We start from the raw sequence: 12,378 nt of genomic DNA, 5'->3' as shown, positions 1-12,378 counted from the left end.
TCATGACCCGTTTCCCCCTCCTCGCCGTCCTGGCCCTCGTCCCCGGCGCGGCGCTCGCCAACGCGCCGCAGCTCCGGAACACGGGGCCCATCATCTACCTCGCCGACAATCTCGACGAGGCGGACGGCCTCGGCTACTGCATCGACACCGAGGACCGCGGGCAGACCGAGCGCGTGCATCTCCATTCCTGCAAGCCGGACGCGGACGACCCGACGGTCCGCGACGTGCTCTTCCGCTGGAACGAAGAGACCGGCCGGATCGAGCATGGGGAGTGCGCCGGGTTCTGCCTCTCCGCCGACGCGGATGCGGCGGCGACCGTGCTGAGCCTCGTGGAATGCTCCGACGATCCGGCGCAGCAGTTCGCGATCGACGGGGCGACCGGAGAGATCCATCCGGGCGGCGACGAGGCCTTGTGCCTCGCCGGCGCTGCGGAGAGCTCCTCCGCCGGTCCGTTCATGTCGCGGAGCCTCGGCATCGAGGCGTGCGACGCGGTCGACCCCGCCCTGAGGACGTTCGCCGTCCAGGGCTGACGGGACTGCCGGGCCGCGGGGCGCACTTCGCTTCGCGGCCCGCTAGTCGGCCGGTCGCCGCGCTCTGCCTGGGCCGAACCTCACGGGGCCGGGGCTCGATCGGCAGCAGGATCGCGTACGCTCCGGTCGTGGCTTTGCCCTCATATACCCTCGTAAGGCTGTGGGAGGGCGTTTGCCCAGCCGAGGCCGTGCCTTCTGGCCACCGCCGGCGCGGCTGGCCTTACGCATCCAGACCCAGAGCAGACCGTAGCGCTCGCGGGCGGGATAGACCCGCACGCGGGCCACATACGGGATGGTCCCCGAGCAAGGCACACGGGCAAAAGGTCGTCGGCGAGCTCCGCGTCCCGGGCCGCGACGTAACAGGCAATGCGCAGAAACTTGACGAACTCCGCCAATGGCTTCTCCAGCGCGTTGGTCCCGCCTCGCGCCTGCGCGTGATTTCACCCAGTGAAACACGGTCTCGACCGGCGGCTCTCGCGCGGCCTAACCATCGCCCCGTCATCGGGTATGCTGGCGCAGGACATCGCCGCGAACCAGGAGGTACGACATGAACGTTCAGGGCGAGACACGACTCGTTCAAGCTCCGGGCACGTCGACGACGCCGGGTTACATGCCCGGCTTCGGCAACGACTTCGAGACCGAGGCCCTGCCCGGCGCGCTTCCCGTGGGCATGAACTCGCCGCAGAAGGTGAACTACGGCCTTTACGGCGAGCAGCTGTCGGGCACGGCCTTCACCGACGTCCGGCCCGAGCGGACCTGGTGCTACCGCATCCGCCCGTCGGTCAAGCACTCGCGCCGCTATGCGAGGATCGACCTGCCCCGCTTCCGTTCGGCCCCCGACATCCACGCCGACGTCACCAGCCTCGGTCAGTACCGCTGGGACCCGATCCCCCATTCCGGCGAGGCGCTGACCTGGCTGACGGGGATGCGCACGATGACCACCGCCGGCGACGTGCACACGCAGGTGGGCATGGCCAGCCACGTCTATCTCGTGACCGAGTCGATGGTCGACGACTACTTCTTCTCCGCCGACAGCGAGATGCTGGTCGTGCCCCAGGAGGGCCGCCTGCGCTTCGCCACGGAGCTGGGTGTGATCGACCTCGAGCCCAAGGAGATCGCGATCCTGCCCCGCGGCCTGGTCTACCGGGTCGAGGTGCTGGAAGGACCGTGCCGCGGCTTCGTGTGCGAGAACTACGGCCAGAAGTTCGAGCTGCCCGGCCGCGGTCCCATCGGCGCCAACTGCATGGCCAACCCCCGCGACTTCAAGGCGCCCGTCGCCGCCTTCGAGGACCGCGAAATCCCCTCGACCGTGACCGTGAAGTGGTGCGGGCAGTTCCACCGCACCGAGATCGGCCAGAGCCCGCTCGACGTCGTGGCGTGGCACGGCAACTACGCGCCCCTCAAGTACGACCTGCGCACCTACTGCCCCGTGGGCGCGATCCTGTTCGACCATCCCGACCCGTCGATCTTCACGGTGCTGACGGCGCCTTCGGGGCAGGCCGGCACGGCGAACATCGACTTCGTGCTGTTCCGCGAGCGCTGGATGGTGATGGAGGACACGTTCCGCCCGCCCTGGTACCACAAGAACATCATGTCCGAGCTGATGGGCAACATCTACGGCCAGTACGACGCCAAGCCCCACGGCTTCGTGCCGGGGGGCATCTCGCTGCACAACATGATGCTGCCCCACGGCCCCGACCGCGAGGCGTTCGAGAAGGCGTCCAACGCCGAACTCGGGCCCGAGAAGCTGGGCGAGACGATGTCGTTCATGTTCGAGACCCGGTTCCCGCAGCAGCTCACGCGGTTCGCCGGCGAGGAGGCCCCGCTTCAGGACGATTACGTCGACTGCTGGGCGTCGCTGGAGAAGAAGTTCGACGGCACGCCGGGCCGGAAATGAGCCCCCCGGCGCCCTGCCCCCGTGGCGGGGCGCCGCTCCGCCGGGAGGCGCGTTCGCGGTGCTGACCCTCCACGCCTACTGGCGCTCGACCACCTCCTACCGGGTGCGCGCGGCGCTCGAACTCAAGGGGATTGCCTACCGCACCCGGCCGGTCGACCTCGTGGCGGGCGCGCAGCACAGCCCCGACTATCTGGACATCAACCCCTCCGCGGGCGTGCCGGCTCTCGTGCTGGGGGACGGCACGGTTCTCACGCAGTCGCTGGCGATCCTCGACTGGCTCGAGGAGACGCACCCCGCGCCGCCGCTCCTGCCCGAGAATCCGCTGATGCGCGCCCGGGTGCGCGCCGCAGCGCAGGTGATCGCGCTCGACGTGCATCCGGTGAACAACCTCCGGGTGGTCTCGCGGCTCCGGTCCGAGCACGGGCTCGACGCCGACGCGGCCCTCGCCTGGATGCGGCACTGGATGGCCGAGGGCTTCCGAGTCTACGACGCCCTGCTCCCCGCCCACGACGGCGCGTTCAGCTTCGGCGATGCACCCGACCTCGCTGACCTGTGCCTCGTCGCGCAACTCTACAACGCCCATCGCTGGGGCGTCGACCTCGCCGCCTTCCCGCGCCTCGTGCGGATCGAGGCGGCGGCGCTGCGCCTGCCCGCCTTCGAGGCCGCCCGCCCCGAGGCCCAACCCGACGCCATCTGCTGAAGGATGACCCCATGACTGCCCTTGTTCGATCCTGGGTCGAGACGGCCAACGATCCCGACGGTGCCTTCCCGCTCAACAACCTGCCCTTCGGGGTCTTCTCGAACGGCGATGCGCCGCGCTGCGCGGTCGCCATCGGGGACCGCGTGCTGGACCTCGCGGCGCTGCAGTCGGCGGGCCTCCTGCCCGACCACGGCTTCGACGAGCCGGCGCTCAACACCTTCATGGCCAAGGGCAAGGCGGTCTGGGGCGAGGTGCGCGACGCGCTGACCGACCTCCTGCGCGAGGGGAACGAGACCGGCGCCGTGCGCGCGGCGCTGCACGCCATGGACGCGGCCACGATGCACCTGCCGTTCCGGGTGGCCGAATACACCGACTTCTACGCGGGCCGGCAGCACGCGTTCAACGTGGGCTCGCTGTTCCGCGATCCCGCGAACGCCCTGCCACCCAACTGGCTGCACATTCCCATCGGCTACAACGGCCGCGCCTCGACGGTGGTCGTCTCCGGCACCGCGTTCCACCGGCCCAGGGGCCAGACGAAGGCGCCCGATGCCGACCGCCCGAGCTTCGGCCCCTGCCGGCGCCTCGACATCGAGCTGGAGATGGGCGCGGTGGTGGGCACCCCGTCGGAGATGGGGCGGCCCGTCACCGTGGACGAGGCGGACGACATGATCTTCGGCTACGTGCTGCTGAACGACTGGTCGGCGCGCGACATCCAGGCCTGGGAGTACCAGCCGCTGGGGCCGTTCCAGGCGAAGGCCTTCGCCACCACGATCGGCGCCTGGGTCGTCACCAAGGCCGCGCTCGAGCCGTTCCGCCGCCCGACCCCGCCGCGCGAGCGGGAGCTGCTGCCCTACATCCGCGACACTGGCCCCATGCTCTACGACATCGACCTCGCGGTGAGCATCGCCCCGGAAGGCGGCCCCGCCACGGAGATCTGCCGCACGAACTACGACACCCTATACTATTCCGCGCCCCAGCAGCTCGCCCATCACGCCTCGTCCGGCTGCGCCATGCGGACCGGGGACCTTCTGGGATCGGGAACGATCTCGGGGCCCGAGAAGGGCATGTTCGGCTCGCTGCTGGAGATGACCTGGGGTGGCAAGGAAGCGATCACCCTCGAAGGGGGCGAGACGCGCACCTTCGTCGAGGACGGGGACACGCTCGGGCTGCACGGCCACGCGCAGGGGGACGGCTACCGCATCGGCTTCGGCCCGTGCACCGGGACGTTACTGCCGGCCCGGGACGCCGGCGCGTAACGTCCGGGCGGGACGCCCCCCCCGGATCAGTCCGGCCCCGCGTAGGCCCGCCCGATGACCACCGCCGCCGCGCGCAGGCGCGGCAGGTGGTCGCGCGCGACGCTCTCGACGGATCGGTCCCGCGCGTTCCAGACGAGGTTGAGCGCGCCGATGCACTCGGCACCGGCCGACACCGGAACCGCGATGGCGGCCGGAAGCTCGCCGTAGTCCACGGCCCGGCCCCAGTGACCTTCCGCACGCGCGGCGTATCCCCGGGCGGCGATCTCCCGCAGCAGCTGCGGCAGCCGACGCAGCGCGGCCCTGTCCTCGCGCGGCAGTCGCTGGGTCAGCTCCCCCAGCGCCTCGGCCCGCGCTTCGCCGGAGAGCCCCGCGAGGAAGGCCGCCCCCAGGGCAGACAGCACCGGGGACGGGCGATAGCCGACGGCGTCGGGATGGACCGCATGGGCCCTGAACGCGCGCGTCGTGTCGACGATTTCGGTCCGCCCGCCCCCGATCCCGGCCGCGAGGTCGACGGCGAGGCCCGTCTCCTCGGACAGGCGCACGATCTCCGCCTTTCCGACCGCGACGAGGCGGTCGACGAGGTCCGGCATGCCGCCGGCCCGCGGAAACGCCGAGCCGATTTGGTAGGATCCATCGCCGCTCCTGCGGACGAGCCACCGGCGGTCCTCCAGCGTCGCGCAGATGCGCAGGAGCGTCGGCTTGGGAAGCCCCGTCCGCGCCGCGAGGCTCGCCAGCGAGCTGGTGCCGGACGCGTGGACGACCTCCAGCACCTGCAGCCCTCGCTCGATCGATCGGTTGCGCTTCATCTGCTGCGGCCTTTCACCCAGTGAAACGCTAGATCGACGCGGCGACGATCGTCCAATAGTTTCCGTTCGAGCACATGCAGACTCGTCCTCCGGGCCGGCGCGCAGCGCGACCGGTCGCACTTGGGAGGGTGTCATGCCGATGTCGGAACGTACGTCCATTCTCGAATACGCAGCTGCCGCGCTCTCGCTCGCGATCGTCGGCGTCGTCTTCTACGTCTCGATCTTCGGCGTCATCTCGGACTCCTACCTGCGGGTCGGGATGCTGCTCGCCGGCGGTCTGCTCATCGTCCTCTCCGGCGTCGCGCGTGCGGAAGGCCCCCTCGACCGCGTCGTCCTGGTCCTGACCGCGATCGCCCTCGCGGCGGGCGTCTTCCAGTACTTCCGGGCGGCCGAGGAGATCGAGACCGGCCTCTACTTCCTGACCCGGGCCGACATCTGGATGGGGCTCCTGGGCCTCGTGGCGGTGATCGAGCTGACCCGCCGTTCGGTCGGGCTGGTGATGGCCGTGGTCGCGGGCCTGGTGCTCGCCTACGGCGCCTTCGGCCATCTGGCGCCGGGCTTCCTGCGGCACGCGGGCATCTCCACCGAGGAGCTGATGACCGTGCTGTGGTTCTCGTTCGACGGCGTCTTCGGACGGCCCATGGCGACCGTGGTCTCGACCATCCTGATCTTCATCGTGTTCGGCGCGCTCCTGGAGCTTCTCGCCATCGACCGGGTCCTCGTGCGCCTTGCCATGGCCGCAACGGGGCGCATGCGCTCGGGCCCCGCCGCCGCGGCCACGGTGGCCAGCGGTCTCTTCGGGACGATCTCGGGCAGCGCGGTCGCCAACGTGGTCGGCACGGGCGTCATCACCATCCCGCTCATCAAGAAGCGCGGCTTCTCGGCGCGGTTCGCGGCGGCCGTCGAGTCGGCGGCGTCCAGCGGCGGGCAGATCACGCCGCCGATCATGGGGGCCGTGGCCTTCATCATGGCCGACGTCACCGGCCAGCCCTACCTGACCATCTGCGCGGCGGCGGCCGTGCCGGCCCTGCTCTACTACGGCGGGCTGTTCGTTGCGATCGCCAGCGCCGCGCGCGGCATGGACCTCGACGACGCGCCGCGCCCCAGCATCTCGTTCAACTGGCGCGAGCTGGTGCAGATGGGCATCTTCGTGCTGTCGCTGGCGGGCATCGTCACGATGATGGTCGGCGGCGCGTCGCCGGCCTACGCGGGCTTCGTGGGTGTGGCGCTGGCGGCCGTGCTGGGCTTCGCGATCCGGCCCGACCTCCTGCGCGACGGAGCGGCCTGGCTCCGGTTCGTCCGCTCCGCCGGGCTGATCTCGGCGCAGCTCGTGGTCATTGTCGGCGCCGTGGGCATCGTGATCGGCGTGCTGAACCTCACGGGCGTGGGCCTGCGCTTCGCCTCGCTCCTGTCCAGCCTCGCCGAGGACCAGCTGATCCTCTCGCTGATCCTCATGGCGCTCGCCTGCCTCCTGCTGGGCATGGGGATGCCGACCGTTCCGGCCTATCTCATCATCGTCCTGGTGATGGGCCCGACGCTCCAGCGCCTGGGCGTCCCGATCATCCACACCCATATGTTCGTGCTCTACTTCGGCGTGCTGTCGGCGATCACGCCGCCGGTGGCGCTGGCGGCCTTCGCGGCCGCGCCGATCGCGGGGGCCAGCCCCATGGGGACGGCGCTGGAGGCGTCGCGCCTGGCCCTGCCGGGCTTCGTGATCCCCTTCGCTTTCATCTACCAGCCGGCGCTTCTGCTGGGCACGGGCTTCGCCCTCGGCGACTCGCTCCAGTCGATCCTCTTTGTGCTGCTGGCGACCGTGCTGATCGCGCGGGCCTGCTACCCCGGCGCGGAAAGGGATTCATGGTGCCCGTCGGCTTGGCGCTGGCCGCCGCGCTCATCTTCTTCGGGCCGGTCGTTTCCTGGATCGCCGCCGTCGCCGCCATCGCGGTGATGTACGCCGACCGGCTCGACGTCGCCGCCCCCGGACAGACAACGTGATCACGCAAAGGGAGATACCGATCATGACCACCGAGATCATCAGCCGCCGTGGCCTGCTAGTCGGCACGGCCGCCGCCGCCGCCCTGGTCGCCATGCCGCGTGCCGCCGCCGCCAAGGAGCTGCTCCGCATGTCCACGCTGGGGCCGGGCACCAGCCCGAACCTGGTGATGACCACCTTCGCCAACATCATCAACCGCGAGATGCCGGACTACGAGATCCAGATCAACGCGACCGGCGCGGCCACCCGCCACGTGCTGGAGGTGGCGATGGGCCGGACCGCGTTCTGCATGTCCTCGCCCGCGCTCCACGCGCTGATGTCGAACCAGCGCGCGATGTTCGAGAAGATGGACCAGGCGCCCGAGCTGGCCGCGAAGCTCCGCGCGGTGCTGAACTTCCCGATGGGCGTCTATCACATCGCGGTCTACGACGGCTCCGGCATCACCTCGATGGCGGACGCGGCCGGCAAGCGGGTGTTCCTGGGCCCCCCGGGCAGCGCCGCCCATTCCACCATGGCGCGCCTGTTCGAGACCGTGACGGGCCTCAAGGCCGACGAGGACTACGAGGCCGTGAAGCTGGGCTGGGACGCCGCCGCCGCGTCGTTCCAGGACGGCAACCTCGACATCTACTGCAACCCAACCAACGCCCCGAGCCCGGTCCTCACCCAGATCGCGGTGACGAACGAGATCCGCTTCCTGGGCATTCCGGCCGACCAACTGGAGTCCGAGGGCATCCAGGCGCTCGCCGGCCGTCCCGGCTTCGGCCTCGGCACGCTGCCCGCGGGCATCTACGGCGACAACCAGGTCAACGACGAGGACACGACCACGCTGCGCGTCACCGTGGGCATCGTCACCAACGAGGATGCCGACGAGCAGATGATCTACGACATGACCCGCGCGTTCTTCGACGGCGTGGCGGAAATGCAGGACAGCGCCCCGTGGCTCGCGGCCGTGACGCCCGAGGGCGCGGTGGCCGATCTCAACATGCCGCTGCACCCAGGCGCCCTGCGCGCGCTCGAGGAGATGGGCGTCGCCATCCCCGACGTCGCCCGCGGCTGAGACCCGACTGGCCGGGGCGCCCGCGGCGCCCCGGTCCCTGCCCCCAAGTGCGAGGATACATGGCCCGCAACGTCCTGTTCATCATGTGCGACCAGCTGCGGTGGGACTACCTGTCCTGCACGGGCCATCCGCACCTGGCCACGCCCCACATCGACGCGCTGGCGGCCCGCGGCGTGCTGTTCGACCGGGCCTACGTCCAGTCTCCGATCTGCGGCCCCTCACGCATGTCCTTCTACACGGGCCGCTACGTCAGCTCCCACGGGTCCACCTGGAACAACATCCCCCTCAAGGTGGGCGAGATGACCCTGGGCGACCACCTGCGCCCCCTCGGCGTGCGGACCGCGCTCTGCGGCAAGACCCACATGACCGCGGATGTCGAGGGCATGAGGCGGCTTGGGCTGGCGCCGGATGGAGAGATCGGCGCGCTGGTCTCGGAATGCGGATTCGAGCCTTGGGAGCGCGAGGACGGTCTGCACCCCGACGGCCCGCGCTACCCGCGCAACGCGGCCTACGACGCCTTCATGAAGGAACGGGGCTGGCCCGACCCGAACCCCTGGGACAGCGTTGCCAACAGCGCCGAGGACGGCGACGGCAACCTACTTAGCGGCTGGTTCATGGACCACGCCGACAAGCCCGCCCGCGCGGCCGACGAGGAGAGCGAGACGCCCTGGATCACCGGCCGCGCGATGGAGTTCATCGACGAGGCCGGCGACGGGCCCTGGTGCCTGCACCTGAGCTACATCAAGCCCCACTGGCCCTACATCGTGCCCGCCCCCTTCCACGACATGTACGGCCCCGAGACCCACTTGCTCCCGGTGCGCGACGAGGCGGAGCGCGCCGATCCCCACCCCGTCTACGGCGCTTTCATGGAGGAGCGCGTCAGCCGCGCCTTCTGCGACGACGGCACGCGGACGCGGGTGCTCACGGCCTACATGGGGCTGATCAAGCAGATCGACGACCAGATCGGCCGGCTGATGGCCCATCTCGATGCCCGGGGCCTCGCGGACGAGACGATGATCGTCTTCACCTCCGACCACGGCGACTATCTGGGCGACCACTGGATGGGCGAGAAGGAGCTGTTCCACGACGCCTCCGCGCGCATCCCCCTGATCGTCGTCGATCCGACCGAGGCGGCCGACGCGACGCGCGGCCTGCGCTCCGACGCGCTGGTCGAGGCGATCGACCTGGCCCCCACCTTCCTGCGCTTCTTCGGCGGCGAGCCCGCGCCCCACATCCTCGAAGGCCATGCCCTCCAGCCGATCCTCCATGGCGCGGCGGACGCCGTGCGCGCGGTCGCGGTCTCGGAGTACGACTACTCCATGCGCGACGTCCGCCGCCGCCTGGGAGTGGACGTGGCCGACGCCAAGCTCACCATGCTGTTCGACGGGCGCTGGAAGTACGTCTTCGCGGAAGGGTTCCGGCCCATGCTCTTCGATCTGGAGACCGACCCTCGGGAGTTCGCGGACCTCGGCGCCGATCCCGCCCACGCGGACGAGGTCGCTCGCCTCGAGCGGATCTTCTTCGACTGGGCGCGCCGGACGGCGCAGCGCACCACCCGCTCGGACGCTTGGATCGCCGCGCGCGACACGCGGCTGGGCGAGGCGAAGGCAGGCATCCTCATCGGCTACCGGAACGAGGCGGAGCTGCGCGAGGTCCTGGCGGACGGCGCCCGGGACGGGGCTGGCGAGGGGACCTGAGCCTTGAAGCGCGCGCGCGCGATCCTCGCCCGGCTCTCCCCGGCGCGGCCGTGGCTGCACGACCGGTCGGGACGGTCGCTCCGGGCGGACGCCTTCGCCGGGCTGACCAACGCCACGATCGTCCTCCCGCAAGGCGTGGCCTTCGCCGTGATCGCGGGGCTGCCACCGGAGTTCGGCCTGTTCACCGCGATCGTCGTCACCGCGATCGCCGCGTTCTGGGGCTCGTCGAGGGTGATGGTCTCGGGGCCCACCACGGCCATTTCGGCCGTCGTCTTCGCCTCGCTGAGCGGTCTCGCCCCGCCCGGCAGCGAAGCCTACGTCGCGCTGGCGCTCACGCTGACCGTGCTCGTAGGCCTTCTGCAGCTGGGCGCCGGACTGGCCGGGCTCGGCAGCCTGATCGCCTTCATCTCCCACTCCGTCATCGTCGGCTTCACGGCCGCCGCCGCCGTGCTCATCGCGGTGTCGCAGCTGGGGCCCGCGCTCGGCCTCGCGAGCGGCGGGGGCGGCATGGTCGAGCGCCTCGCGGGCATCGCGTCTGGCATCGACGGGCTGGACGGGAATGCCGTGATCGTCTCCTCCGCGACGCTCGCCGCGATCGTCGCCGCCGCCCGCATCGACCGGCGCCTGCCGGGCTACGTCATCCATCGCGCTCGCCGTCGGCGCGCTCGCGGCGCACCTGCTCGGGGCCGAAGCCGCCGGCATGGGCATGTTCGAGCCCCTCGGGGCCGTGCTGCCGCGCTTCGCGGTGCCGGACCTCGGCCCCGAGACCCTCGGCACCCTCCTGCCCGCGGCGGTCGCGATGGCGTTCGTCGGACTGCTCGAGGCGATCTCGATCGGCAAGTCATACGCGATCCGGCGGCGGGAGAGCTACGATTCCAACCAGGAGATGGTCGGTCAGGGGCTCGCGAACCTCGCGGGCGGATTCGTGCAGTGCTACGCTGGGTCGGGCTCCTTCACGCGGTCGGGGCTGAACGCCGAGAGCGGGGCTGCGTCCCCCATGGCCGCGATCTTCGCGGCCGGCTTCCTGGCGGTCCTGCTCGTGCTCCTGGCGCCGTTCGTGCGCTTCGTTCCGGTGCCCGCCATGGCGGCGATCATCCTCTACGTCGCTTGGCGGCTCGTCGACCTGTCGGAGATCCGACACATCGTCACGACGAGCCGCTCCGAGACCGTCATCCTCGCCGTGACCTTCCTCGCCGGCGTCCTGTCGGGCCTCGACTTCGCGATCCTCGCGGGCGTCGTCACGTCGCTCGCGGTCTTCCTGAGCAAGAGCGCCCACCCCCTGGTGGCCGTGGGCGCCCCCGCCGTCGTGAACGGCCGCCGCGTGTTCATGAACGCGGCCGCGTTCGGCCTGCCGCAATGCCCGCAGATCCGCTTCGTTCGCATCGAAGGGCCGCTGTTCTTCGCCTCGACCGAGCACGTGGAGCGCGAGTTCCGGCGGCTGGAGGAGATCGACGGCGTCAAGACGTGGATCCTGAACCTCAAGGGCGTGGGCAAGATCGACCTCGCGGGCGCCGACTTCATCCTCGCCGAGACGCGCCGTGCCCGCGAGCACGGCGAGGACCTGCACCTGATCGCCGCGAACCCCCACGTCCTCGAGGTCCTGCGCCGCCTGGGGTGCCTCGACCTCCTGGGGCCCGGTCACGTCCACGCGAACAAGTCCGACGCGATCCGGCCCGCGGTGGCCCGCGCCTCGGACGAGATCTGCCGCGGATGCACGATCCGCTGCTTCATGGAATGCGCCGCGAAGGTGGGCGGGCAGGCCTCCGCCCCATCCGCCCGCGCGGCCCCGATCGCGCCGCAGACGGGCGGGAACGCGGTTCCATGACGGCATACGAATGGGAGGGGGATGGCCCTACCGCACGGGCCGCGAGTTCGCGCGTCCACGGTTCCCGTTCGGCCGAATGAAGAATGGGAGAATGGGACCGTCGAGGTGGATCTCGGCAACGGTGGACTCCATGATCTCCACCCGCCTGTTTCCCAACTAGCCGGTGATCACGGGTCCCCAGTAGAGGCCCTCTCGGATCACCACGCGCCAACGCTCGTACCTGCGTCGAGAACTCCTGCGCCCGATCCAGATCGGGTGCGCGGCCAACTTGCGGAAGTCCTCCTGCTCGAATGCTTCGCGAACTGCGCGAGGATCGCGCCTGCCGCTCGCGCGAATGTCCGGGAGGCACGAGTCTTCGGCCGTTCGCAGTCCCCGCCCTCGCGTGTACTTCAGCATCTTCGCGATGTGACCAAGATTTCGGTTGGCCGTCTGCCCTGCCAGGCCGACCTCCTCGTCGGAGAACCCCTGCCCTCGTTCGCGAGGTCTCGAAGAGATCGATTCCGAACCTTCGCGCTGCGTCCATCGACCTTCGGAATCGTGCCGGCACATCGACCTAGTATCCGCGGTTGGTCTGACGGAGCTCGCAATGGGTCGGTCACCGACTGCCTCGATGGATT

The 12,378-nt window shown here is 70.5% G+C and carries 9 protein-coding genes and 1 pseudogene; 9 read left to right on the top strand and 1 reads right to left on the bottom strand.

Going from position 1 to position 12,378, the window contains the following annotated elements; translation table 11 throughout:
* The first annotated feature begins 2 nt into the window (after positions 1–2).
* The 4 genes from K3554_RS08965 to fahA all read left to right on the top strand — a co-directional run bounded on the left by K3554_RS08965 (position 3) and on the right by fahA (position 4,383).
* Positions 3–530 carry an RICIN domain-containing protein gene (locus tag K3554_RS08965; RefSeq protein WP_259939377.1) on the top strand — a complete coding sequence of 176 codons (528 nt, stop codon included), beginning with the start codon at positions 3–5 and terminating at the stop codon, positions 528–530.
* Positions 531–1,077: 547 nt separating this feature from the next.
* Entirely contained in the window at positions 1,078–2,427 is a 1,350-nt protein-coding gene (gene hmgA, locus K3554_RS08960) for a homogentisate 1,2-dioxygenase (RefSeq protein ID WP_259939375.1), read from the top strand.
* Between the two features lie 58 nt (positions 2,428–2,485).
* Positions 2,486–3,127 carry a maleylacetoacetate isomerase gene (gene maiA, locus K3554_RS08955; RefSeq protein WP_259939374.1) on the top strand — a complete coding sequence of 214 codons (642 nt, stop codon included), beginning with the start codon at positions 2,486–2,488 and terminating at the stop codon, positions 3,125–3,127.
* A gap of 11 nt (positions 3,128–3,138) precedes the next feature.
* The gene (fahA, locus tag K3554_RS08950; RefSeq protein WP_259939370.1) at positions 3,139–4,383 is read left to right on the top strand and encodes a fumarylacetoacetase; all 1,245 of its coding nucleotides are present in this window, start codon (positions 3,139–3,141) and stop codon (positions 4,381–4,383) included.
* Between the two features lie 26 nt (positions 4,384–4,409).
* On the opposite strand, the gene K3554_RS08945 is transcribed toward fahA, so the two are convergent.
* Positions 4,410–5,189, bottom strand: a complete 780-nt coding sequence (locus tag K3554_RS08945; RefSeq protein WP_259939368.1) for an IclR family transcriptional regulator — start codon at positions 5,187–5,189, stop codon at positions 4,410–4,412.
* Positions 5,190–5,322: 133 nt separating this feature from the next.
* On the opposite strand from K3554_RS08945, the gene K3554_RS08940 reads away from it, so the two are divergent.
* The 5 genes and pseudogenes from K3554_RS08940 to K3554_RS08920 all read left to right on the top strand — a co-directional run bounded on the left by K3554_RS08940 (position 5,323) and on the right by K3554_RS08920 (position 11,761).
* The gene (locus K3554_RS08940) at positions 5,323–7,137 is read left to right on the top strand and encodes a TRAP transporter fused permease subunit (RefSeq protein WP_259939365.1); all 1,815 of its coding nucleotides are present in this window, start codon (positions 5,323–5,325) and stop codon (positions 7,135–7,137) included.
* Positions 7,138–7,207: 70 nt separating this feature from the next.
* The gene (locus K3554_RS08935; RefSeq protein ID WP_259939362.1) at positions 7,208–8,239 is read left to right on the top strand and encodes a TAXI family TRAP transporter solute-binding subunit; all 1,032 of its coding nucleotides are present in this window, start codon (positions 7,208–7,210) and stop codon (positions 8,237–8,239) included.
* 59 nt (positions 8,240–8,298) lie between these two features.
* Complete coding sequence (locus K3554_RS08930) at positions 8,299–9,936, top strand: sulfatase-like hydrolase/transferase (RefSeq protein WP_259939358.1); 1,638 nt, start codon at positions 8,299–8,301, stop codon at positions 9,934–9,936.
* A 135-nt stretch (positions 9,937–10,071) separates the two neighbouring features.
* Positions 10,072–10,503 (top strand): annotated as a pseudogene (locus K3554_RS08925) (SulP family inorganic anion transporter); the annotation flags it as partial.
* A gap of 133 nt (positions 10,504–10,636) precedes the next feature.
* Entirely contained in the window at positions 10,637–11,761 is a 1,125-nt protein-coding gene (locus tag K3554_RS08920) for a SulP family inorganic anion transporter (RefSeq protein WP_259939356.1), read from the top strand.
* The last annotated feature ends 617 nt before the right edge of the window (positions 11,762–12,378 follow it).

The organism is Jannaschia sp. W003, assembly GCF_025144335.1.
Lineage (GTDB): Bacteria > Pseudomonadota > Alphaproteobacteria > Rhodobacterales > Rhodobacteraceae > Jannaschia.
Note: the sequence above shows the minus strand (reverse complement) of the source record. Positions and strands in the feature narration are given on the sequence as shown.